Source organism: Gordonibacter sp. Marseille-P4307 (genome assembly GCF_900604965.1).
In the GTDB taxonomy this organism is placed as follows: domain Bacteria; phylum Actinomycetota; class Coriobacteriia; order Coriobacteriales; family Eggerthellaceae; genus Berryella.
In genome coordinates, this window is record NZ_UWPD01000001.1 from 1,299,686 (window position 1) to 1,321,982 (window position 22,297).

The following is a 22,297-nucleotide window of genomic DNA, read 5'->3' on the forward strand; positions in this document are numbered from 1 at the left end:
AACAGCCTACATTCCAATCTGAGCCATCAGCATCGATCCTGCGATTTTCACTGCAACAGACTTCACGATTTCGAAGGTAGCGGAACCGACCGTTTCCGAAATCGTCGACTTCGTCTTCATCCAGACCGTATCGTTTCTGACGGCATCAAGGAAGTCGTTACCCTCCCATGTCAGAGACGAAATGAAGCACTGATAATAAGGGTCGTTATCGGCACTCATGATGGAGGCCTTTATTAAGCCGGCATCTTTCATGATGCTTATATGGTAGCCAACGAGTTGCCTATCGTGGTCGCCATCAACGAGAGCGTCGATAGACACAGAGTCGTCCGAGTCGGCTACCTTCATCAGGATAGACCTGACGAGGTCCATGTCGCGTTTCATGTTTCCTCCTCTATCGTTATGAGCACAATCCTTCGTCGATTAAACGTTGGCGTGCCTGTTTAAGCTCCTGGTTCAGCACGTCTACGTATTCCCTGCAAACGTCTTCGTACATGGCCACCTTATAGTCGGCGGTTTTGTTGAAAACGACTTCGACATCATCTTTTGAAAGCTCCTCGAGCAGAGAAGAGAACATCTTTTTCAGCTGCTCTGTGCCGTTGGAGTCCTTGATGTCTACATCGACCGAAGGACTGGTCCCCAAGCGAAACACATCTCTATCGTTTTCGTCTTTTGTGACGGTCATGGTTACTTGCATGATTCACCTGCTTCGTAAATTGTCTGGCGATCTCGAAATGCGTCTGGGCCGCCCTCCAGCGTTGCCATGCTGATCTCGGCCCAATTCAGCTTGTTCGTAGAATCATTGATGTCGACAAGTTCATTGGAGTATGGGTTGCCGATATACGTTCGGTACGTATCCCCTTTGACATGCTCTCGATAAATCGAGCAATATGGAAGCGTCCGCACGGCCAAATTGGCGTTATGAGTGGAAACGATGATAGTCTTCCCCTCGGCCGCACGATTCTGCAGAATCGGCCGCACTACGGAATCGATGTAGAGGTTGCTCATTCCCAGCTCAGGCTCATCGAGAAGATAAGCCGTCGCTTCCTCTCGCAGCTTTTTCTCTATAACGAGAATGCCCTTTTCGCCGTCAGAGGGGACATAGGGATCTTCCGAGCCTCCGATGACAACATACTTCGTCAAGCCAATGAAATCCGAGAGATCCGTAACGCCAGAATCCCGGTGCGTTTCAACGAACGCAGCCACTTTTGCTGGAAGGTCAAAAGAGAGAACGCTGGCCCTAATCGCTTCGAGGTCTCTCTTCCATTTCTTCAACTTGTTGATGCCGATATCAAATTCTTCCGTTTTCGAATCTGAGGTGAGGTACCTGCGCTTGACTACCGTAAAGAGCTCTCCCTTGTCTTCCAGAGTGCCCAAATACGACCGTCGTACCTTTTCGCTCTTGCTTATGGCTCCAAGGATTCTTGAGGAGGCCTTCCACAGACGAATCCGGCCTTCTACAAAGTCCGTGAAGGAAGCGGTGCTCGGTTTTGACTTCGTGTCTGACTTCCTGTCAATAATCGATTTGATTGCATCGAGGGCGGTGTTCGTCATGGTGATAGAGTTGATGGCAAAGTATTCGGCACGCGCTTTGCCTTCGATCTCCTTATTGAGCGATTTAAGAAGCAATGAAAGCTCATTCGCGTGTTCGTTTGAGAGGTATCCGGAAAGGTTCTTCTCGATGTAGTTGTTCGAGAAGCTCTCGACGATTGACTTGTTCGATTTGTGTCTGTGATACTCGTCGTTCGGCCGCTCCGGCAGCTTCTGGCTCTCCGAAAGCTTGAAGCCGTCTTTCTTCTCGCTATTCCCTCTGGTGGCATGCCATCTAACATATTCGCGGAGCGGCGTTGGCGGATTCTCGGCCCAGTTGAGGACAATATCTATGTCATCGGTCCCGTCCTCACGCCCAAAGTCCTTCGAATCCCGAATTTCATCAGCAATCGAAAGCAGCTTCTCGTACTCATCGTATTTTCGACCGCCGATATAGCTGCTGTACTTGATGCCGAGCTTGTCATATTCAGCGCACAGGGACTTTACAATCTCTGTCTTCCCCGTACCCTTCTGGCCAAATACGATGTTCACGTCATTGAATATCGGCAATGAAAGCGTTACGGAGCTATGCGGTTTCGCAGGGAGAATCGATTTCTCTTTCCTCCCAAGCAGGGTTTCAATAACCTGACTGTCCCTGCGCGCAAGCAGGCAAAACTGCTCAAAGCTGTCTACGTGAAGACGAAGGTTGGAAAACGTACACTCCCCATATAGATCCCAGTTCTTCACATCGCTTCCGATGAGCATGCTTCGCCCATGATTTGACCAAATGCCCAAAGTGATTAGAGATCGGGGCTCGAAAAAGAGTCTCCAGCTCTCTTCTCCCGCATCTGCCATGATTGATTCAATGTTGCTTTCAGAGATCGCCGGGCTTTTCTGGTGGCAATGCGAAACGAAAAGCGCATTCAGCCCATGCAACCGCTGCCAAGCTTCCGAGAAAGCACACTGGAAATCATTCGCACTTGCGTTTCCCACGAGTTCGCGGACTGCAGCGTCGAACGATTGCGCCTCCCTTGGAGAGCAAATCGCCAGAGTGTGCCACCTCTGACCATCCTTGCCCGTTACGTCGAGTTCGACGCCGGGCCAGACCAATGCCTTGCCTTTCACGGATTCGGAAAGCTCGAGAAACTGCTCATAGTCGAAATGGTTGTGGTTGGTGATAGCAACGACCTGCACGCCGGCTTGCTCGATTCTTTGAGCAAAAACATTCGGAGGCACGGTCCGGCCTTCTTCACCATGCTTCGTCGTCTTTGTATGGCAATGGAAATCCGCCTTCACTACGTTCTGCCTCCCTAGATGCCCAGCGCTTTGCGTGCGGCGGCTACGACGTCGCCGCCCTGGTTGAAATCGGGGCTCACGCTGCTTGCCAGCTCCATCGACACGTCCTGCAGGTCGCGGATCGAGCTGAACGGGAGCAGGATGCGCTTCGCCCCGGCATCCTTGGCGGCCCTGAGAATATCCTCCAGGCCCTTCAGCTCGTCCATGGGGTCAGAAAGCCTGACTATGCCGGGAATGATCCTGCCTGCAAGCTCTTTATTTCTCGCCATCGAATAGCTCCTTGTTCGCGATGACCTCGTCAACGGCAAGTGAGGTGATGAGAGCGGAGAGGCTCACGCATTTCTCCCGCGCAATCGTCTCCAGCGCCTCCTTGAGTTCCGACGTCGCCGCGAAGATGATCCGCTCGGTCTTCTTCGCGCCGAGGACATGTTTCCTCAGCTCCCGTTCGCCCATCAGAGTCCGCCTCTTCCGGTCGTGTTCCTTTCATAAAAGTTATGAAAGATTCTACCACGGCGGAGTGAGCGCTGAATAGAGCCCCGCGCATATGGTGACAATCCCCGTCGACGTGCGGCTCAGCTTATTTCAACATGGCGCACCATAGGACAAGACAGAAACCTAGGTGTACGCCAATCGTCCCAGCTGAGAATTTCCATCTGAGGTCGGGGAGGTCCAGCATGACGTACACGGTGCCCGATACTGCCTCAGCATTCGGAATTCAGCATCGCTTCGCGCGCTGTGAGAATCGGACCAAGCAGTTGATGCGGCAGCAGCACGTGTCAAGAGCGCGATGCCGTTGCGATTTCTGAAGATGCGAGCGATGACGCTGCTTTAGCCCTACCGAACTCACCAATCTGCCTTCCGCGTCCACCTCCATGCACGGCTTCCCGGATCAACCACGTCGGGCGTTCCCTTCTCGAAGCCGAGCGCCCCATCCTGCTGAGTTTCCGAGTCCCAGACTCAACCACCACTGCGCATTCGCCATCCGACGCCCACTCAGGCAACGACATCCGACCCGCGAAGCGGAAACATGCCACCTTGGAGCCTCCGCCCGTCCGACTGGCAGCCTCCTGGGAGCCAGCGGGAACCCCTTCGGCTCCTGCCTTGGACACGCATCGACGCACGGAACCCACCGGACGCACAAGGGCACGCGATGTTTTCGAAAAACTTTAGCCGGGAGACCGGTTTTCCAGGGCCGGCTAAACTTTTTAGAAAACACCGGAGGACGACTTGTCTTTCAAATCCTCCTTCGCTTTCCACCCTTGCACGCCCGCTGGAGCCCGAGCGTCAGCCGCGCCACAAGGCGGAAGGCCAAAGGGGCGAACTGCCGGAAACCAAGGAGGTCAACCATGTCCGAACTCAAGCAGAAGGCCATCAAGGCAGCGGCAACCTTCCTCGACCGTCGCGGTTACGAGGTCATCGACACCGAGTGGGAGTCCGAGGACGGCGGCTACATCGACGTGGTGGCGCGCGACGAGGACGCGATCGTGTTCTGCGACGTGCAGGCCCGCAGGGGCGTCGAGAAGGGAATGCCCGAGGAGAGCCTGGGAGCCCGCGAGCGCATGGAGGTCAACGCGGCCAAGTGGCTCGGCCAGCACGGGGACGATCCGGAAAACGTGGACGTCGCCATCCGCTTCGACAGCATCGTGATGCTGGTCATCGGCGAGGACCGGGCGCTCCTGAGGCACCACATCAACTGCCTGGGATCCGGAACGATCGCCGCCGCGACCGAATAGCGATCCGCCGGCAACGTTGAGGCCGCCTCGGGCACCGCGCCCGGGGCGGCTTCCCGAACAACCAAGAGAGGAGCGATTCGCATGACGCTAGCGACGATGGAGACTGGGACTCGAGCCGCTGCTCACGATCAAGGACCTGGCCGCCTACCTGCAAGTGAGCACCACGACGGTCTACCGGCTCATCAAGGACGGAGCCCTTACCGGCACGCGCATCGGGCAGAGCCTGCGCTTCACGCGCAAGAACGTCGAGGGCCTGCTGGAACGCCGTGCCGTCGATAGGATTCAACAACAGCGCAACATCGGCCCCGAACTCGCGCAGGTTCGGGGCCAACCATCAGAACGAGATGTCCCCGCAGTACACCGGAACCTGCCCTGACGATTCCGCTTCCCGCCCGGTGTGCCGTTCGTAGAGCCTCCATAGGAATATTCCGAGTGTCGCCGACACGTTGACGACCGTTTCGGCCCAGAGGGAATCGTCCACAACGTACTCACCAGGTGCCTTCCCGTGTGCTGTCGACTTGTCGCTTCGCAAATTGTCAATCGAGCTCCCCAGGCTCCGAAGCTGCGCGGCGAGGGTCTTCACCTCCTGCGGAGTAGACGGATCACAGGCGTCCACCAGCTCTTTCACCACCTTGGAGGTTAGTTTTGAAAGAGATAAGTTTCCCACGGAGGCGTTCGGGTCCATATCTTGGATAATTGCCTTGAAGACCCCTTCCAGCGTCGAGGCCGCAAGAGCAACGGACTGATCGGGGCAATCGTAGACGTCGCGCACTGCGCGCTCAAAGTTTGCATACGCACTTGCGTTGGCCTTGCCCAGGATGTTCTTCATCACCGGGATGCATGGGAGTAGCCCGGGGGTCTCGATGCCGATGTCGGCTGCCATTTTTATCAGAATATCATTGGGCATTTCTGCAAGTGTGCACCCAAGGTCTATGTGGCCGTCCTTTTCGTAGACGGAAAAGTTTTCCCAGAAATTGCCGTCATCTTCATGCCAGCGTCGGACATACTCTTCGACCTGTCTGTATTTCGATTCGTTGAACAGGTCCCAAAGTGCGCTTTCCACCCGGGTTTTCAGCCTCTGCATGTACAGAGGGGATATCTTTCCGTAGTCGTCTTCCATCATGTTCATCTGCTCCATACGGTCGTATCCTAATCGACGAGTATTGGTTCGGGCAACCGAGGAGCTGCTCGAACTGTTTTCCGAATCGCTTAGCGCTGCTGTGGAAATCCGTGTTCTTCTCAGATTGAAGCAAAACTTCCGAATTGCAGAAGAAGAACTATGTTCGGTCGGTGTTGCAACCGTTTTTGTTTTCCTAGCTCATTTATTCTACCGGCGAACACAAGCCCTGACGGTCCCTTCAGCCCGAAAGGCCACAGTAGGAAATGACGATGCATCGCATCAGAAGACTTTCACCGGCATTTAAAACCGTTCGATAATGAACTGTTTGTGGTATAATGCTCCTATCGTAGCAAGTAGCCCATCTTGTATCACGTTCTCCCGAACACTCACAAGATGGCACTTGGCCCGGGGAGTCGGGGAGGGTTGGTCGAGTATGGCACCGACCTCCGCCGTCGACCGCCCCACCCCGCCCCGGGCATACGTCATCCGCCCGCGCCGCTGGCTGCGCAGCGCCTGCAGATGACTGCGGGGGCTGCCCCCGCTCCCCGTTGCTAGCAGACAAGGAAATGCCGGCAGCCTCCACGTAAAGTCGGCGATGCAAAGGAGAACACCATGACGAAACGAAAGTACAGGTTCGTCCACTGCCGGCTCTCAGAAGCCGACTTCGAACGCTTCCACGAGCACGCCGAGGAGCTCGAACTCGCCCCATCGGAGTACCTGCGCTATATAATCCGCATCCCCGTGAAGACGGGCGAAGGCAGCGGCAAGGTCGTCGCGCTGGACACGAAGACCATGTCGCAGATATACGGCGAGCTCGTACGCTGGGGCCATCACTACAACCAAGCCGTGCACGCGCTGAACACCATCGCGCTCTTCGCCAGCCGCGGTGGCAACAACATCGACTACTTCGTCGAGCAGCTCGAGCGCGCCAACCGCAACCTGGAGGATGTGAGGGCCGGCGAGCACGACGTCGAGAACAGGATCCGGAAACTTGAGGGCACTACTCTGGTGGGTGGTCAGTGATGCCGATAGTGAAGGCGATATCGGGGCATACCAACTGCCAGAAGGTGAAGACGTACCTGGAGAAACGCAACCGCGCCCTGGCGCGCGACTTCTTCAATCTGTCGTGGGACGAGCGCGATATGGAAGGCTACGACGAGACGATGAAGGATGCCGTGGAGTGGGCCGACGAGATGGACGCCACGCGGGCCCGATGCGGCAACGACGAGCCATACGAGGGCAGGCGCGCCCGCACCTACAAGCACTTCATCATCTCGCCCGACCCCGACGACCACATAGACCTTCCCGCCCTGCGCGAACTTGCGGGAGCGTGGGCCATGAAGTTCTTCGGCGACTACCAAGTGGCCATCGTGTACCACGACGACAACCAGAACCGGATCCCGCATGCGCACCTGATCGTGAGCTGCACCAACCTGGTCACCGGAAACCGGCTGCACACCGACAACCCTTTCGAGCTGAACCGCGCCCTTCAGGACATGGCGCGTGATAGGGACTTGAGCGGGCTTTCCAACGTGATGGAACACGACGAGGGGCTGTCGCGCCTAGCGGCAAAGGATGAGCCGGAGAAGACCGCCAGGACGATACAGCCGACGTACATGAGCCGCCCAGAACGCGAGCTCGTGGACAGTGGCGCATACTCCTGGGTCGCGGACATCCGAAGCCGCGTATCCGTGGCTAAGGGCCTTGCGCGCAACGAGAGCGAGTTCCGCAGCATCCTGGACATGCTGGGCGTGACGGTGGCGGACAACTCGCCGAAGGCAACCAACCGGGACTGGATCTACTCGCTTGCAGACGACCCCAAGTGCAAGGTGACCGGCGGGCACCTGGGATACCTCTACAGCCGACGCTCGCTCGAAAACGGGTTCGAGAACAAGGCTGCCTACCACCCCGACGCCGCGTCGTCGCGGACGATCCTGAAGGCCGCGAAGGACGCCGTGGTTCTGAACGACCTCGTCGAGCTCGACCGCATGGCGAAGGCGCTGGAAACGTGCTCGCGCTTCGGGATACGCAGCATCGCCGACTGCGACGCCAGGATCGGGATGGTCGAGAAGCGCATCGCGGCAGGCAACGGCAGCGAGGCCGAGCGCAAGTCGCTCGAGGCTCTGCGCGAGGCACGCGACTTCACGGCCGCGAACGGCCTGCTCCCCAGGGCCTCCTCGAAGCCGAAGGGCGTGAAGCCCAAAGCGGACGGCTCGCACGGCAACGGCAAGAAGAGGCCAGCAGAAAAGCGAAAGCACAACCGTCGCGACCCGCAGCGCGGCAACCGCGAGAAGGGAGAGCGCTGATGGAGATCCGCATCAGGTACAGGAGCAACCGCGTCGACGTCTTCGACACCGACACCTTCACCAAGTCGGAGCCCTTCGGCAACGCGAACATGCTCACCGACTTCGAGATCCTGTTCGACCAGCTGGGCAAGACCGGCATCTGGCTTGCCGCCCACAGCTACGACGCGAGCCGGTCGTACCGCGGCGAAGCTGCAGACGACGAGATCCCCGTTGCGCGCCGCAAGAAGGGCTGGCGCTTCCTGCTCGCAGAGAGCGAGGAAGTTGCCGGCATCGAGACCTTGAGCATCGGAAGCGACATCGCCCTGCAGCGGATCTGCGGCGAGCTCGTGGACATGCTGCGGCTCGACGAGACGGCATCGGCGTGGATCGGCAACATCAACGGCCTCTCCGCCGTCGACAAGACAGTGGCGCTGTTTGAGGTGCTCACGAGGGCAGCTCCCGCAGGATCCGCACCCGAAGACATCGCCCGCATGTGCGGCTGCAGCCTTGCGCTGGTGAACACGTTGCAGGCGATGGGGGTCGCACCAGAAGAGGACGAGGAAAACGAAGAGGAAGATGAGTACGACGGCTGGATGGAGGGACTGGGCCATGAGGCCGTTGATCAAGCTGACCGGCGCATTCGCGCGCTTTCTGGTTCGCGCGGTGTTCAGGTTCATGTAGGGGCGGCCATGACGGCGCGATCGGATGCGCTTTCGGGACTCACCGTGTCAATATGATTACGAATACGTATGCTTATGGGTATGTATCATACCCATTTCTGATAGAATCTCTAATCATGAAGTTCACCAGGTACATAGAGACCCACCACGTGTTCACCACCGAGGGCCTGCTCGCGGAGTCCGATTCCGAGGATTCCGCCCGCAAGCAGCTCAAGCTCGCGCTCGCCTCGGGGAAGGTCGAGCGCGTGCGGCGCGGGCTCTACGCATCGCACGCGGGCAGGTTCGAGGGCGTGGGCGTCGACCCCTACGAGGTCGTCACGGCCCTCGACCCAGGCGCCGTCCTCTCGTACCACACCGCCCTCGAAGCCCTCGGCGTGGCGCACAACGTCGCCTTCGAGTGCAGGTTCCGAACCGACCGCGCCAGAGCCCCGTTCTCCTTCGGCGGCATCGACTATGTCCCGCACCCGGCCGACGGCGCCGTGCCCAGCCGAAGGGTGCGTGGCAGCGCATTCGGCAGCGCGCTCGCGACCACGCGGGAGCAGACCATCGTGGACTGCCTGAAGCACCCGGAATGGTCGGGCGGCATCGAGGAGGCGGTCAGGTCCCTTTCCGCCATGCCGTACGTGGACTCGGCGGTCGTCGCCGAGCTCGCATGCGCCGACAGCGCGTCGCTCGCCGCGAGGGCGGGCTGGCTGCTCGAGGCGAGGGCGGAGCATTGGCGCGTGCCCGAAGATGTAATCGAACAACTGCAGGAGAGGTGCGTTGGCGTGACCTCCAAACTCGACAAGCGGTCGTCCGAATCGCGCGGCTGGTCAAATAGGTGGCGCATGACGCTGCCGGAGACGGAGGAGGAGGTGCGCTCGTGGGTATCGTGAGCATGGACGAGTTCCAGCCAAGGACGGCAGACAAGGTGAACAGGCTCCTCGACATCCTCGAGGAGATGGGACAGCATCCCGATCTGCGGGGCAAGCTCGCCATGCACGGAGGCACCGCCATCAACCTCTTCATGCTCGGGATGCCTCGGCTCTCGGTCGACATCGACGTGTCGTACGTGGGCGCCGTCGACCGCGCCGCGATGCTAGCGGAACGCCCCCTCGTCGAGACCGCCATCGGGGAGGTGGCGACCGCGCTCGGTTACGCCGTGAGCCCCGGGGAGGGCGGCCACGCGGGAAGGACCTTCGTGCTGCGCTACGGCGGCGCGTGGGGTTCCGACCACGTCAAGATCGACTGCATCTACATGAACCGCTCGCCGCTCGCCGCGCCCACGCTGCGGTCGTGCCCGCTCCGCCCGGACGCCGGCGTGCTCATGTTCGGCGACGCCGAGCTCGCCGCCGGCAAGGTCAAGGCCTTCTTCGACAGGATCAAGGTTCGAGACCTCTACGACATCTCCAACCTGGGCAAGTACGCCGATGGGCTGGACGGAGACGCCGAGGCCTTCTTCCACAAGGCCGTGCTCTTCTACGCCTCGCTGTCGGCCAGGTTCCCGCTGCCGTTCGAGGGCCGCGCCGGGCGTTTCGGGGACAGGCAGGGCGAGCTGGAGGACCAGCTGCTGCCCATGCTCCGCCTGCGCGACGAGAAGCCCACGCTCGCGGGGCTCGTGGAGGGTGCCGAGGAGTTCGTGAGGCGCCGCGTGCTCCCGAGAGACGATGCCGAGAGGGAGTATCTGGACAGGCTCGCGGATGCGGACTACCGCCCAGACCTCCTCTTCGCGGACGCCGAAACGGCCGGCGCCGCGTCAAGGAGCCCCGAAGCGCTCTGGAAGCTGCGGAACCTCCAGAAGATGGCGCGCGGATAGCGAATCGAACATCTGTCCGACCTCGCGAGGGCCCGGTTTGAGCCCACGACGTTAATGGGCGTATTCCCAAGAGCTCTATCACCGGCCGCACATTCGAGCACGGCAAGGCCAACATGCTTGCCGGTGACCGTGCGAGTTCTTTAGGCTTAACCCCTAGCTGAAAACGGAAGCTGTCCGACCATGACCATGTTCTATGCCTTTCTCTTCTTCGCCTTTCTTTCCGGCAGCTCCGGATACATCGCTTCCACCATATTTTGCAGCGCTATCTTGTTGTCCAAGATGGTTACCGGCAGCATGGGCTTTGCGCCTTCGTATGGGGACTCCGGCTCGCTGTCCGGCATGGACTTCCTGCTGGCCTCTGTGATCTTCACCATGAAGCCGCCCTCGTAAACCCCACCGAATATCCGCTCCCTGTAGTAGAACACATACCCGCCCATCATGGGGATATTGCGTATACCCCCCCAGATCGGACAGCTGGTCCATGATGTAGTCGGCAAGCTCCCTGTTCTTTGGCATGACCCCTCTGCTCCTTCATGCTGTGATTTGCTCACCGTTTAATCTTAACTCCAATAATTTGTTCATAATAGAATCCCTTGCTGAAAACCGGGCCATCCATCCTCCGATTTTCGCCCGGGTATTAGCCGGCGCCCATGGCAGCTGGTTTGGCATACACAACCGTGCGGGAGTTCCAGGTCTCGTAAGAACAGGTTGCGAAGGCGTACAGGTGGTCGACGTCGGTTTGTCGCTCGAGAACAACATCGCTTTGAGCCAAACATGCTGAGACGTGGTCGGCAAGCTCCCCCTCGTCTTCGAACTCCGTCTGCAGGGTTTCGTAGCTCGCGTTGACCACGTCGATCGCAGCGACCCTCAGCTCATGGCGCTGATTGTCTGCGCGGGTGTAGAGGTTGATCATCTGGTGCTCCCGCGCGTAGCTCTCGTCGCTGAAGCTCGCGAAGTCGGCGAAGACGCTGCCGTCGTCCATGTGGTGGCCGTAGACGATGGTGAAGGGCCCCTCCAGGCTGCAGTCGCAGTCGATGTAGGGCGTGCCGTACCCGCCCTCGCCGAACACGTCGGCGTAGAGCCAGCGGTTCGGGTATGCGGGATCGGCCTGCACGATCGGCTCGTCGATCTCGGTGCCGGGGACCTCCACCCATGCGATTATCTCGGGGGGCAGCGAGGCCCAGTCTATCTGCCGGGCGTCCTCGGGCTCCCCGCCGCCGATGTGCTCCGAGACCCAGTAGGACATGTCGTCCCTCTCGTGCGGCGTTGCCGTGACCCAGGTGAGGACGAGGGCTACCGCCACCATCAGGACTAGGCCCCCGAGCGGGAAGATGAGCAGCTTCGCGTTGTGCATCGTTTTCTCCTTAAAAGTCGGAGGGGCGGGCGCGAACGCCCGCCCCGTCCTTGCGGTCGGTCTGGTCCGGGCGCTATTCCCCGGGTTCAGCTCCCGGCTCCTCGCCGGAATCGGCCGCGAGGCCCTTGCGGCGCTTGCCCAGCGCGTACGCCGCGCCTGCGGCCGCGCAGCCGGAGAGGACCACGATGCTCGCGGCTATGGGCGCCACGGGCACAGGCCCGCCGGTCTTGGGATAGCCCTTGCCGGACGCGCCCTCCTCGGGCGTGTAAAGCTCGACCGTCTGGTCGGCGTCGTCGACGTCGGCGTGGACCGCGACCTCGATGCCGTCGCGCGTGAGCGTCTCGAAGGCGACAAGGGTCTTGCCCTCCAGCCCGGTGGCGTCGAACTCGAACGCCACATCGACCGTGCCGTCTGCCTTCTCGGGCGTGAACGCTGCCGTGGAGGTCACGGCGTTGCCCTTGGCGTCCTTAAGCGGCTCGCCGGTGGCCTTGTCCATCAGCGTGCCGGTCAGGATGTATTCCTTGCCAGGAACGAGGTTCTCGTAGGTCACGGTGTCGGTCACCTGCGCGGTGCCGTCCGCCACGACGTTCTTGTCGCCGTCGTCGGCGTCGACCGCATTGGTTTGGATGTCGGCGAAATGGACCGACTGGCCCTCGTCGTCGGCATCCGCGTGGGTCGCCACGGTGTTGCCCTCGGAGTCCAGCAGGCGCTCGAAGAACACGAGCGTGTGGCCCGCGACGCCCTCGGTTTTCACCGTCATGGGCACGTCGACGGTGCCGTTCTTCGCCTCGGGGGCGAACTCGGTCTCGGCGGAGACGACGTTGCCGTCGGCGTCGAGTATCTCCTCGCCCTCCACGGAGTCGTAGAGCGTGGTGATGAGCCTGTACGTGTTGCCGGGCGTGAGGTTCTCGTAGGCCACGGCATCGGTGAGCTCGAGCTCTTCGGCCGTGCTGCCGAGGTCGTCGCCGGTCTCGGGATTGGTGGCCGTGGTGCGGATGTCGATGACCTTCACCGTCTGGCCCTCGTCGGAGATGTCGGCGTGGACCATGTACTCCTCGTCCTCGTAGGTCATCGTCTCGAAGGCGACCACGTCGTGGCCCGCCAGGGCGGTCCCGTCGAACGCGAACTCGATCTCGACGGTGCCGGCGAAATCCTTGGCCTTGAACGTGGCGGAAGCGGTGATCTCCTTGCCGTCCGCATCGAGCGCCTTCTCGCTGGTCGCCTTGTCCATCAGCGTGCCTGTGACGGTGTACTCCTGGCCGGGGATGCAGCCCGAGTACTCCACGGTGTCGATGATGCTCATCTGCTCGCGCGCCTGGCCCTCGTGGATCCCGCTGCTCTTGTCGATGGCGGTGGTGCGCATGTCCTTGGGCATGTTCTCGACGGTCCACTCGAACACGTCGGTCATGTCCTCGTCGCCGTCGAAGGAGATCATGCCCTGGTCGTTGACCGTGAAGTCGTGGACCTTCGCGACGCCTTCGTCGTCCACGTCGTGGATGACGTAGCCCTCGGGCGCTGCGGTCTCCTGCACGTGGTAGGACCCGTGGAGGATGTACTTGATGGAGATGTCGCCCGCCTCGTCGGTGACGAATTCCTCGTCGAAGGTGTCCTCGTCGTTCCAGACGCGGAAGGTCGCGCCGGTCACGGGGACTTGCGCGTCGGTGGCGCTCACCTTGTGCAGCTTGACCTCGGTCGGCGTGTCGGTGACGGGCAGGTCGCAGTCGAAGACCTCGACCTCCTGGCCCTGGTACGAGAGCTCCACGGTCTCATCGTCCACGTTGAGCGCGAAGCCGTCCTTGGCCTTCGCCTCGTAGACGGTGTAGCTGCCCAGGTAGAGCTCGGGCGTGGTAGCGGTGCCGTCCTCGCCCGTTACGAGCGTCGCCACGATGTCGCCGGAGCTCGCGCGCACGGTGCCCTCAGGTGTTGTGATATCGGCTGCCGCCTTGACGATGTAGGTGCTGTCGGGCACGGCCTTGTCGGTGGTGGAGTCGTGCTTGGCTACCTTGATGACGCCCTTCTGGGGCATGTCCTCGAACTCGACGGCGATGGGGTTGTCCCAGCCGTTGTAGACGGTCCCGACCTCGAACTGCTCGCCCTCGAGGTTGAGGACGTAGCCGTAGGGAGCCTGCACCTCCGTGATGGTGTACGTGCCCTCCTCGAGCAGCATCGGCAGCGTCACCTCGCCGTTCGCATTGGTCGTCCAGGTGTCCATCGCCTGCGTCTCCGGGTAATGGCTCTCGTACGTCACGAGGTTACCTTCGGAGTCCTGGAGCTGGAAGCTGCACTGTAGCGGCACCTGCTTTCCGGTCTCGGCGTCGGTCTTGACGACCTTGAGCGGCGTCTGCGGGATGTGGTTGTTCACGAGCGGGGGCAGGCTGTACTGCCCCTCCTCGTTGACGGAGGCCTTCCAGTCGGGGACCGCGATGAGGTCCTTGCCGCGCTCCGCCTTGAAGTCGGCGGCCACGTCGTCGGGTATCACTTCGTGCACGGTGTAGGTGCCGTACGCGAGCGCCGCGGTCCAGTCGCCGGGCTTGCTCCACCCGTTGACTTCCGCGTTGTCGTCCTTCGTGGTCGCGAGCCCGTTCTCGTCGGTGACGATGGTGCACACGACGTCCCCGGGCGCGACCTCCTCGCCGGTCTCGGGGGACACGATCGCGTTCTCGCTGGAGTTGATCAGCTGGAACCGGACGCCCTCGACGAGCGCGCGGGTGGTCTCCTGGGGGTTGCCGTTCTCGTCGTAGATCTCGACCTGCGCCTCCTTCACGAGGCGGTAGTCGCCGCGCTTCACGGTGTCGGGGCTCGTCGGGGAGTTGTACGTGTAGACGCTCTCGCCCTCGACGCCGTCGGATGTGATCTGGATGCTGAAGACCTGCGGGGCGCCGCCCTGGCCGTCGTCGAGGTTGTAACCCGTGGGCGCCTTCGTCTCCTCGACGGCCACGGTGCCGAGCGGGATGGAGGCGTCGCCGTTGGTCTGGCGGTAGAGCGCGGGACCCGAGACCTTGTACTCGTCGGCGTAGCATGCGAAGCCGTCGGAGTCGGTCTTGAAGACCCACGTGTCGGTGGGCTCGCCGGATGCCGCGGCCTCGTCGGCGCTTCCGTAGTAGTCGTCGTAGTACCTCACGGTGAACTGGGCATCGGCGAGCGTCGCGGACCCCTCGGGCCTGTTGGCGTTCGTGGTCGCGTCGACCTTGCCGAGCAGCATCCCGACCGGGTCGGACTGCGGGATCTCGACGGAGCCCTTGTCGCCGTTGACGTGGACGGTCTTGCCGGCCTCGACCTCGACCTCGTAGGACTGCGGGTCGAGCGAGTAGCCCTCGGAGCGCTGGGTCTCCTTCACCCAGTAGGTGCCGGACGTCACGCGCTCGAGCTTGCCCTTGCCGTCGGCGCCCGTGGTGATGGTGCCGACCTCGTTGGTCAGCCCCTCGTCGGAGTAGACAGTGTAGACGGCGCCCCCGAGCGTGTAGCAGCCGTTCCCGTCGGTGATCTGCTGGATGCCGGACGTCTTCGTGACGGCGATGGTCCCCTTGGGCGTGAGCCTGGGGGCGACACACATGTTCTGCGAGTCGAAGCTCGTCCACTCGGTGCCGGAGGCCTCGTACTCGCCCTTGTGCTGGTCGTAGTAGGCATTGGCGTCGTCGTACACGCCGTAGAAGTCGCCGTTGTCGGGCGTGACGTTGTCGCTCATGTAGCCCGGCGCGTACTCGCACCAGATCATGTACTGGAGGTAGCCGCCGCGCTTGAGGTAGGACCATCCTGAGTGCTCCTCGTCGAGGTACTGTTTGTAGAGCCCGATGCGCAGGGCCATGCCCACGTCCATGCTGCGCGGCGAGTACGACGAACCGGCTACCGCCGTGGTCGTGACGTCGATGCAGTACGCGTCCTCGCCGTCGATGATGAACCGCGAGTCGGACCAGTGGCTGCCGGTGTTGCTGTCTGTCTGGTAGAAGTCGAAGCGCTCCCCGGAGTCTACGAGCGTTGCCTCCGCTGCGAACGCCTTCGTCGTCGACGCGGATAGCGTGGCAAGCATTCCCGAGAGCACAAGCGCGAGGGCGAGCCTGAGAAGCTTTTCCTGGATGCTCGCCTGGTCTGTTGTTGTTTCATGCATTCCCGCGACCTCCTTATCGGGACTGCGCGTCAAAAGGGATGTCGTGGTCCACCATTGCGGCGGAGGCTCCACGAGCATGCTGGGCACGCGAGTCGAGAGGCTGTTGCTCTCGATTGCCTAGGTATTCCTTGCGCGCAAGGTCGAGCGCCTCCTTGATCTGGGTTGGCATCACCTTGACGGTGTCCTTTGCGGTGCGGTCTGTGGCCTCGTCCACGACGGGGTTGCCTTCGGCGTCGAGGATCGATTTCTGCAGCCACACCTCCCGTTCGGTAAGCAAGGGCACGTCAACGTAGTTTTCGCCGCGGTACTTCGAGGGATTCGCGAACAACGGGCTGAACTGGTAGTAGCTGACGCCGACGCCGTCGATGACGGTGCCCTTGGGGAGGGTCACGGAATTGAAGGTCTTCTGCTCGCCAGTCCTGGCATCCGTGTACTCGATGTCGGTGCGGACGAAGTTCTTGTGGAGCGTGATGTAGGTGTTCTTCTTTTCTGTTGGCATGAGGATTACTCCTTTGCATCTATGGGGTCGGGGAGTGTTTGTGGAAGCGCCCCACCCCGCCGTATGGATGGTTGGCGGCATTTATATGCGGGCCCCGCCGCCTAGGCCGGCTATCAGCGCATCGGAACCACCTCCTCTCGGTGTAGCTGCTTCTAGAATCCGCTGACGATGTCGCGCGCCCATGTGCCGCTCTTCACGAGCGACAGGATGAGCAGGATGCACATGGCCAGGTACTGCAGCGCGTATGTGAGCCCGCTCGCAATCCCGTCTATGGGCGTGCCGATCCCTGGGCTCGCGCCGGTTAGCCCGCCCAAGATGATTGGGAACGAGACGAGCAGGATCAGGATGATCAGACCCGCGATGCAGACTGCTGTGAAGTTCTTCAGGTACCCGATCCCGATCTGGCGTGTCTCGTCGAGCGCCATCAGCGATAGGGGTATGGGGCTGAAAGCTGCCATGATGTATAGCTGGAGCGCCCTTGCCCAGCAGACGACCAGCGATACGATGTACGCGATGAGGACCACGAGCCAGCTGATGAGGCTCACGACGAGCATGGCGACCAGTGCGGGGATGTCGTCGTCGGTGGTGACTATGGAGACGGTTGCCAGGTCGAGCTGCCCGCCTGTCCCGAATGCGCTCACGGTTCGTTGGATGGCGAGGCCTACGACCTCGTATATCGCCTGCATGAGCTCGAAGCTGTTCTGGATGAGGAAAAGGAACACCGCGAAGAAGACCAGGAGGAACACGACCTCCTTGACTCCTGGCAGGCTCTGGTTTCCGTCCATGCGCTGCGAAATCTGGATTAGCTTGATCATGAAGACGAGCGAGAGCACCCCGCAGCCGATGGGGAGGATGGCGACCTGCCACACCGTGTGAGATATGTCGTACATCGACACTGTCCCCGACGTCGTGAGCATGTTCTGGAAGTCGGCGCCGAGGATTCCCTCGTAGCCGATGGACTTAAGCACGTTCACCTGGGCACCGAAAATCCAGTTGCAGACGTCCCGTAAGATGCCGCACAGCCATTTGTTGATGTCTCCCGCTATGTCGGCGTATGCCGGCTGAGCGGGCACGAGCATGACCGCCAGGAGGGCGAACGTCGCTATGCCCGCAACAGCAAACCGCCTGTCACGAATTGCGGCGATCATGAGCCCACCAGCTCACCGTTTGCGGAAAGGGTCACGCTGACGACGGAGCGGGCGCCATCGTCGAGAACGAACGTCGTCACCTTGCTGCCGCTGCCGTAGTCGATCCAGACCTCTTTGGTCCAGGTCGCCTTCGTCGCATAAGGCGATTTGGCAGAAGCCCATTTCGATATCGCCGCTGCGAAGTCGCCCGATTCCCTGCCGTAAAGGCCTGTTAGGTTCTCGTCCACCCCGGCTAGGGCTATGGACGACTCGCCCGTTTTCATCGAATAGTCCGTCGCCAGCGCGTCGCATGCGAGGGTCATCTGGCCGTTGCCCTTGGTGACGGCGAGTGCCGCCTGGGTTTCCTTGCCACCCTTCTCCTTGGAGACCGAAAGGTTCGCCGTGATGCCCGAGTCCGTTTCGATGATGTCGGAGGCTTCGTAGTAGAGGAGGGACTCCCCAGTCTCGCTCTTCTCGATGAGCACGCCGGGCATCACGGTGAGCGTCGATTTGCCGTCGCCAGACTGCCATTCGGTGTTTTCTATCAGCGAGAGATCCGGGTCTGCGGCGGGGCTGTCGCCAGCGGTTTGCGCTTCCTGCTGCTGGGCTTCCGCAGCCGCGTCCGATGATTGGGGCGCGCTCTCGCTCGGTTGCGTCATTGAGCAGCGTGCCGCGCCCGATGCGATGGCGAGGACCACCGCGCCGATCGCCAGCCCCGCGATGATCTTGTTCTTCTTTTCCATGTATAGTGCCTTTCTATCCCGTGTACCTGAGGGCGCAGCTGAAGTAGCCGATGCCCGTCGAGATCTTGCAGACGTCGCCCGTCTGCGGTTCGTGTATGTACTGGTCGTCGCCGATGAAGATCGCGACGTGGCCCGGCTTGTAGAGGATGTCGCCCGGCTGCGCCTGCGAGAGGGGCACGACCGTGAGCTGCTCGTACTGGGTCTCCGTGTAGTGCGCGATGCTCACCCCCGCCTGCGCGTAGCAGTACTGGGTGAGTCCCGAGCAGTCGAGGCCGACCCCGGGGATGGAGCCGCCCCACACGTAGGGCACGCCGAGTTGGCTGTACGCGGCGGCGATGATCTTGTTGCTGCCCGAATAGGACGCAGCTGGCGACGTCAGCTTGTCGAGGTACTCCTTGGCGTATTCGATGCGCCTGTCCAGATGCGCGTACTGCCCGTTGGCGGGCCGTTCGTAGCACGCCATCCACGAGTAGGTGGCCTTGACCACGTCGTCGGCCTCTTTGAACCCGCCGGCCACGTAATACGCCCCGTCGGTGTAGCCCGGGCAGTTGGAGTAGTAGCCGCTCCTCGCCAGGGCCGTGCCCCAGCGCGACGACCACGTGCCCTCGCAGTTCCCGGAGAAGGTCCATTCCATCTGGGCCTCCACCGTCGACCACGTCTTGCCGTTGGCTGAGCACCACCGTTTGAACGCCCAGTACTCGCCGGTTCCGGGTGACGTCGACGTGTACTGGAAGATTCCGCATGCGCGCTCGTACGCGTAGTTGAATTGCCCGTCCATGTTGGAATCGCTGGCGGGATCCATCCCGCTTTCCGCCTTGAGGTTTCCGAGTATCGCGGCGGTCGCCTCGTTGGAGAATCCGTACCCCTTGAGCGCCGCTGCGATCTCGGCCTCGATTCCGGTGAGCTGCCCCGTGTCCTTCATGGCTTCGTTCTCCCAGAATCCGAAGAGGGCGCTTACCATCTGCGAGACCAGCAGGACGCCGATCACGAAGGCGAGAACGCCCGCGATAACGCCGGCGACGGGCGCCGCCGCGCTTGCGGTCGCCGTTCCGACGGTCGCGGTCGAAGCGGCCTTGCCGGCGGCGCTGGCTGCACGGCCCGCCGGAGCGGCCGCAGCCTCCGCCGCGCCTGCACCGGCATCCACCGCGCCGATCTTGAAGATGCCGGCGGTAGTCGGGGAGGGTTTGCCGGACTTTGCGGAAGGGCGCCCTACCCCGCTCTCGTCAGTAATGGTTTCGTTGGAAGCTTTGCCGTTGGAGTAAGCGACAGAGCCGGGAGCAGGCGCGATCCCGTCCCGCCTTGCCACCTTGGCGCTGCCGCGCAAGCCAGCAGGGTCGTTCCCGAGGGAATGCCTCGTCTTGCCGTCGCCGAGCGCGCTTGCACGGCCCGTAACCGCTGTGGACGAAGATCTCAGCGTTGACTTCGACTGGCTCTCTGCGTCCTTCACCACGCCCTCGTTGACGACGTTGGCGCGCTCGGCGGAGACGACGTCTGCCATGCTGCCGCCTTCGTATGTCGGCCTCGCCGCGCTCACTGGCGGTCCCCCTCGCTTTGCTGCGCGCGCTTGCGCCGCCTGCTACGGCGGTGCGCGCCGCCTTCTGAGCCCTTATTGTTCTCCTCGAACTTGGCGAGCCGCTTCAGCTCCGCGACTTCGGTTGGCTTGGTGTTGAACAGGTCGTAGAGCTTGCCTTTGGGGAAGTTGTCCCTTATGGGGACCCGCACGCCCCCGGCAACGAGGAGGCCTTCGCCGGCTTTGATCGAATCGTCGATGTAGCCTGCCTCGGTGCCCGAGAGCGTGAGCAGGTCGACCCAGCTTTTCCTATCGAGTGGCGACTGCTTGTGGAGCAGGCAGAAATCCGAGTTCAGCACCATGTTGCGGGCGACCTCGTGCGTGAGCATGTAGGTGGAGTTCTGGGTGATGCCCGTGCAGATCAGGTTGAATTTGCGGCCCTCCGCCCAGAATTTGCTGAAGTAGTCGATGATCGCGGGGTGCCCGAAGAGGCTCTGGACCTCGTCTATGTAGAGCCATGTCGTGACGCCCCGTTCGAAGTTGTAGTACATGCGGTTGCGGACCGCCTCGAGCGCGGTGAGCATGCCGAATACGCGCATGTTGCTCGAAAGGTCGTGAAGGTCGATGTTCGTGATGCGGTTGTCGAACGTCACGTTGCTCTGCCGGTTGAAGAACGAGAGCGCGCCCTTCACGAATCGCTCGTAGCGAAGCGCGATGTCGCGCGCCTCGCGTTCGGGCTGCTCTGAGAGTATCGCGTAGAAGTCCTCGAGGATCGGCACCCCGGCGTCGGAGCGGGCGTACGCGGCCTCGACGCAGCGCGTGACGATCGACTTGTCCGCCTCGGGCAGACCCTCGGAGCCTTCGGCCATCATCGCCGACGACAGCGCCAGGAAGGCGTCGATCTTAAACGCCATCTGGACCGCGCTGTTGCGGCTCTCAACGTCGGAGAGGTCGAAGAGGTTCATGTGCTTGTCGGAGTCGGGGGCGAACCTGATGTTCTCGCCCTCCACGGCGTCAACGAGCGCCCCGTACTCGCCGGCCGGGTCGAAGATGATGACCTCGTCGTCGGGGTACGCGAGCACCGTGTTGGTGATCTCGCGCTTCACGGAGAACGACTTGCCCGACCCCGGCATGCCGCAGACGAACCCCATGGGGCTCGCCAGCAGCTTCCGGTTGCAGATGACCAGGTTGCCGGACTGCTTCGACTGGCCGTAGTAGCCGCCGCCCGCCTGGTTGAGCTCCTGGCTCGCGAAGGGCATCTGCATGGCGACCTGGCCCGTGGTGAGGAAGCGCCCGACGTCGAGGTGGTTTATGCCCAGAGGGAGCACCGAGTTGAGGGCCTGCTTCTGGCGGTAGTCGAGCCCGACTATGCCGAGCGAGTTGCCCTGCGCCACGCTCGCCACCTGGTTCACCTGCCGGTCGAGCTCCTCCAGCGCGTAGGCGTACGTGTAGACGGTTCCGGTGTAGCGGAACAGGCGCTCGTTCTTGTTGCGCAGGAAATCGAGCAGCTCCTCGGCCTCCTCCTTGGAGTACCGCAGCTCCGGCGGGAGTATCGAGTAGTCGTACCCCTTCTTCACGGCGGTCATCTGCTCGTCGATGATCTCCTTGTCCATCCAGTCGAGCTGGCGCTTCACCATGGCGAGCGCGTCAGACTGGTTCATGGGAGCCAGGTGGATGGTGACGACCAGCGGTATGGGCAGGTCGATGATCGACGCGACGTAGCTGTCCTCGAGCACGGCGCCGAAATCCCTGATGGAGAGCACGCTGCCGTACACGCCGTCCGATTCGAAGACGTCGGCGCGGCCGGCGGGCGCGAAGTCCAGCAGGTTCGGGGCGATGAGGTCCTTGGTGCGCATTCCGCGGAACTGGGACAGCTTGTCCCAGTCGAACTCGAAGCGCTTGTGCGGTCGGATCACGGAGTCCACCGCTCGCAGGCGATCGGTGCCGTCGAGGCGGGAGACGTCGCAGCGGATGCGGTTCAGGCTGGCCGTGACGTCGCCCCTTATGTGCGCCAGCTTCGGCACGGCGGCGTCGACGTCGTCCGCTTCAACGACGTAGGTGAGGTAACGGTGGCGCTCCAGGTTGGACACGCCCTCGCGCATCTTGTCGTTGAGGATGCGGTTGTACTCCGCGACCAGCGAGTCGGTCTTGCCGCCGGTCTCCTCGAAGAAGCGCTTGTTGCCGATGAGGTGCCGCGGGATGGGCGTGTTGGCGATGGTGAGCTGCACGGACGCGTCCGCACCGAAATAGTTGTAGACGCTCGAGAGTACCGTGAAGATGTTCTCCTGGGTCTCCTTTCGCGCGATCTGGTAGCTGATGTCCGAGAATTCCAGGGTCTCGCTGAAGAGCCCCGGGCACACCTGGGCGATGCCGTCTTTGAACATGGCATCGTAGCCGATGTAGTCGACGATGTCCTTCGCCTTGGAGCGCTTGCGCGATTCGCGTTTGCGATGCTCCTCGCGTGCCTTTCCCTCGTCTGACTTCTTGCGTGACGCGCCGAACAGGAGCGCCATGGTCGACGCC

21 protein-coding genes are annotated in these 22,297 nt (G+C 61.6%); 7 read left to right on the forward strand and 14 right to left on the reverse strand.

Annotation, left to right across the window (positions count from 1 at the left end; all coding sequences use genetic code 11):
* Window positions 1-6: 6 nt before the first annotated feature.
* Genes EIH26_RS05905 through EIH26_RS05925 form a run of 5 tightly spaced genes read right to left on the reverse strand, consistent with a single transcriptional unit; the run spans window position 7 to window position 3,276 of the window.
* Window positions 7-381, reverse strand: coding sequence for a DUF2513 domain-containing protein (locus EIH26_RS05905; RefSeq protein WP_124061315.1), 375 nt, complete (start codon window positions 379-381; stop codon window positions 7-9).
* A 16-nt stretch (window positions 382-397) separates the two neighbouring features.
* On the reverse strand, window positions 398-694 hold the full coding sequence (locus EIH26_RS05910; protein ID WP_124061316.1) for a hypothetical protein: 297 nt from the start codon (window positions 692-694) through the stop codon (window positions 398-400).
* A complete protein-coding gene (locus tag EIH26_RS05915; protein ID WP_124061317.1) occupies window positions 685-2,823 on the reverse strand; it encodes a hypothetical protein in 2,139 nt (712 codons plus the stop codon). Before EIH26_RS05915 ends, EIH26_RS05910 begins: the two co-directional genes overlap by 10 nt.
* A gap of 14 nt (window positions 2,824-2,837) precedes the next feature.
* Window positions 2,838-3,092, reverse strand: a complete 255-nt coding sequence (locus EIH26_RS05920; protein WP_124061318.1) for a hypothetical protein — start codon at window positions 3,090-3,092, stop codon at window positions 2,838-2,840.
* Window positions 3,079-3,276 carry a hypothetical protein gene (locus EIH26_RS05925; RefSeq protein WP_124061319.1) on the reverse strand — a complete coding sequence of 66 codons (198 nt, stop codon included), beginning with the start codon at window positions 3,274-3,276 and terminating at the stop codon, window positions 3,079-3,081. Before EIH26_RS05925 ends, EIH26_RS05920 begins: the two co-directional genes overlap by 14 nt.
* A gap of 893 nt (window positions 3,277-4,169) precedes the next feature.
* Here EIH26_RS05925 and EIH26_RS05930 point away from each other — a divergent pair.
* Both EIH26_RS05930 and EIH26_RS08680 read left to right on the forward strand, forming a co-directional pair.
* The gene (locus tag EIH26_RS05930) at window positions 4,170-4,556 is read left to right on the forward strand and encodes a YraN family protein (protein WP_124061320.1); all 387 of its coding nucleotides are present in this window, start codon (window positions 4,170-4,172) and stop codon (window positions 4,554-4,556) included.
* Between the two features lie 118 nt (window positions 4,557-4,674).
* Window positions 4,675-4,932 (forward strand): helix-turn-helix domain-containing protein, encoded by a 258-nt coding sequence (locus tag EIH26_RS08680; protein WP_370453766.1) that lies wholly within the window; start codon window positions 4,675-4,677, stop codon window positions 4,930-4,932.
* Here EIH26_RS08680 and EIH26_RS05940 read toward each other — a convergent pair.
* Window positions 4,891-5,694, reverse strand: a complete 804-nt coding sequence (locus tag EIH26_RS05940; protein WP_241152783.1) for an abortive infection family protein — start codon at window positions 5,692-5,694, stop codon at window positions 4,891-4,893. The two genes, EIH26_RS08680 and EIH26_RS05940, sit on opposite strands and share 42 nt — an antisense overlap.
* 594 nt (window positions 5,695-6,288) lie before the next feature.
* Here EIH26_RS05940 and EIH26_RS05945 point away from each other — a divergent pair.
* The 5 genes from EIH26_RS05945 to EIH26_RS05965 are packed head-to-tail and all read left to right on the forward strand — an operon-like array spanning window position 6,289 to window position 10,436.
* Window positions 6,289-6,699 carry a hypothetical protein gene (locus EIH26_RS05945; RefSeq protein WP_124061321.1) on the forward strand — a complete coding sequence of 137 codons (411 nt, stop codon included), beginning with the start codon at window positions 6,289-6,291 and terminating at the stop codon, window positions 6,697-6,699.
* Window positions 6,699-7,982 carry a relaxase/mobilization nuclease domain-containing protein gene (locus tag EIH26_RS05950; RefSeq protein ID WP_124061322.1) on the forward strand — a complete coding sequence of 428 codons (1,284 nt, stop codon included), beginning with the start codon at window positions 6,699-6,701 and terminating at the stop codon, window positions 7,980-7,982. The genes EIH26_RS05945 and EIH26_RS05950 overlap by 1 nt, the downstream gene beginning before the upstream one ends.
* Window positions 7,982-8,698 (forward strand): hypothetical protein, encoded by a 717-nt coding sequence (locus tag EIH26_RS05955; RefSeq protein ID WP_124061323.1) that lies wholly within the window; start codon window positions 7,982-7,984, stop codon window positions 8,696-8,698. The genes EIH26_RS05950 and EIH26_RS05955 overlap by 1 nt, the downstream gene beginning before the upstream one ends.
* Before the next feature lie 59 nt (window positions 8,699-8,757).
* A complete protein-coding gene (locus EIH26_RS05960) occupies window positions 8,758-9,516 on the forward strand; it encodes a hypothetical protein (protein ID WP_124061324.1) in 759 nt (252 codons plus the stop codon).
* Window positions 9,504-10,436 carry a nucleotidyl transferase AbiEii/AbiGii toxin family protein gene (locus EIH26_RS05965; protein WP_124061325.1) on the forward strand — a complete coding sequence of 311 codons (933 nt, stop codon included), beginning with the start codon at window positions 9,504-9,506 and terminating at the stop codon, window positions 10,434-10,436. The genes EIH26_RS05960 and EIH26_RS05965 overlap by 13 nt, the downstream gene beginning before the upstream one ends.
* A gap of 191 nt (window positions 10,437-10,627) precedes the next feature.
* Here EIH26_RS05965 and EIH26_RS05970 read toward each other — a convergent pair whose 3' ends face one another.
* From EIH26_RS05970 to EIH26_RS06005, 8 genes are all read right to left on the reverse strand, one after another.
* Complete coding sequence (locus EIH26_RS05970; protein ID WP_206424682.1) at window positions 10,628-10,933, reverse strand: TfoX/Sxy family protein; 306 nt, start codon at window positions 10,931-10,933, stop codon at window positions 10,628-10,630.
* Between the two features lie 140 nt (window positions 10,934-11,073).
* Window positions 11,074-11,682 (reverse strand): class B sortase, encoded by a 609-nt coding sequence (locus tag EIH26_RS05975; RefSeq protein WP_164470990.1) that lies wholly within the window; start codon window positions 11,680-11,682, stop codon window positions 11,074-11,076.
* Between the two features lie 181 nt (window positions 11,683-11,863).
* Entirely contained in the window at window positions 11,864-15,895 is a 4,032-nt protein-coding gene (locus EIH26_RS05980; RefSeq protein WP_124061327.1) for a VaFE repeat-containing surface-anchored protein, read from the reverse strand.
* A 13-nt stretch (window positions 15,896-15,908) separates the two neighbouring features.
* Window positions 15,909-16,394, reverse strand: a complete 486-nt coding sequence (locus EIH26_RS05985) for a DNA gyrase (protein ID WP_124061328.1) — start codon at window positions 16,392-16,394, stop codon at window positions 15,909-15,911.
* A gap of 152 nt (window positions 16,395-16,546) precedes the next feature.
* The gene (locus EIH26_RS05990; protein WP_124061329.1) at window positions 16,547-17,542 is read right to left on the reverse strand and encodes a conjugal transfer protein TrbL; all 996 of its coding nucleotides are present in this window, start codon (window positions 17,540-17,542) and stop codon (window positions 16,547-16,549) included.
* On the reverse strand, window positions 17,539-18,264 hold the full coding sequence (locus tag EIH26_RS05995) for a hypothetical protein (protein WP_124061330.1): 726 nt from the start codon (window positions 18,262-18,264) through the stop codon (window positions 17,539-17,541). Before EIH26_RS05995 ends, EIH26_RS05990 begins: the two co-directional genes overlap by 4 nt.
* Window positions 18,265-18,277: 13 nt before the next feature.
* The gene (locus EIH26_RS08510; protein WP_241152784.1) at window positions 18,278-19,762 is read right to left on the reverse strand and encodes a phage tail tip lysozyme; all 1,485 of its coding nucleotides are present in this window, start codon (window positions 19,760-19,762) and stop codon (window positions 18,278-18,280) included.
* Between the two features lie 32 nt (window positions 19,763-19,794).
* The gene (locus EIH26_RS06005) at window positions 19,795-22,287 is read right to left on the reverse strand and encodes a VirB4-like conjugal transfer ATPase, CD1110 family (protein WP_206424683.1); all 2,493 of its coding nucleotides are present in this window, start codon (window positions 22,285-22,287) and stop codon (window positions 19,795-19,797) included.
* Window positions 22,288-22,297: the final 10 nt, after the last annotated feature.

Bases quoted from the DNA above. Each gene is read 5' to 3' on its own strand.
- EIH26_RS05920 (WP_124061318.1), bottom strand. From the start codon at position 3,092: ATGGCGAGAAATAAAGAGCTTGCAGGCAGGATCATTCCCGGCATAGTC.
- EIH26_RS05925 (WP_124061319.1), bottom strand. From the start codon at position 3,276: ATGGGCGAACGGGAGCTGAGGAAACATGTCCTCGGCGCGAAGAAGACC.
- EIH26_RS05960 (WP_124061324.1), top strand. From the start codon at position 8,758: ATGAAGTTCACCAGGTACATAGAGACCCACCACGTGTTCACCACCGAG.
- EIH26_RS08510 (WP_241152784.1), bottom strand. From the start codon at position 19,762: ATGGCAGACGTCGTCTCCGCCGAGCGCGCCAACGTCGTCAACGAGGGC.
- EIH26_RS06005 (WP_206424683.1), bottom strand. From the start codon at position 22,287: ATGGCGCTCCTGTTCGGCGCGTCACGCAAGAAGTCAGACGAGGGAAAG.
- EIH26_RS05905 (WP_124061315.1), bottom strand. From the start codon at position 381: ATGAAACGCGACATGGACCTCGTCAGGTCTATCCTGATGAAGGTAGCC.
- EIH26_RS05950 (WP_124061322.1), top strand. From the start codon at position 6,699: ATGCCGATAGTGAAGGCGATATCGGGGCATACCAACTGCCAGAAGGTG.
- EIH26_RS05990 (WP_124061329.1), bottom strand. From the start codon at position 17,542: ATGATCGCCGCAATTCGTGACAGGCGGTTTGCTGTTGCGGGCATAGCG.
- EIH26_RS05940 (WP_241152783.1), bottom strand. From the start codon at position 5,694: ATGGAGCAGATGAACATGATGGAAGACGACTACGGAAAGATATCCCCT.
- EIH26_RS05980 (WP_124061327.1), bottom strand. From the start codon at position 15,895: ATGCATGAAACAACAACAGACCAGGCGAGCATCCAGGAAAAGCTTCTC.
- EIH26_RS05985 (WP_124061328.1), bottom strand. From the start codon at position 16,394: ATGCCAACAGAAAAGAAGAACACCTACATCACGCTCCACAAGAACTTC.
- EIH26_RS05995 (WP_124061330.1), bottom strand. From the start codon at position 18,264: ATGGAAAAGAAGAACAAGATCATCGCGGGGCTGGCGATCGGCGCGGTG.
- EIH26_RS05930 (WP_124061320.1), top strand. From the start codon at position 4,170: ATGTCCGAACTCAAGCAGAAGGCCATCAAGGCAGCGGCAACCTTCCTC.
- EIH26_RS05910 (WP_124061316.1), bottom strand. From the start codon at position 694: ATGCAAGTAACCATGACCGTCACAAAAGACGAAAACGATAGAGATGTG.
- EIH26_RS05975 (WP_164470990.1), bottom strand. From the start codon at position 11,682: ATGTCCTACTGGGTCTCGGAGCACATCGGCGGCGGGGAGCCCGAGGAC.
- EIH26_RS05945 (WP_124061321.1), top strand. From the start codon at position 6,289: ATGACGAAACGAAAGTACAGGTTCGTCCACTGCCGGCTCTCAGAAGCC.
- EIH26_RS05955 (WP_124061323.1), top strand. From the start codon at position 7,982: ATGGAGATCCGCATCAGGTACAGGAGCAACCGCGTCGACGTCTTCGAC.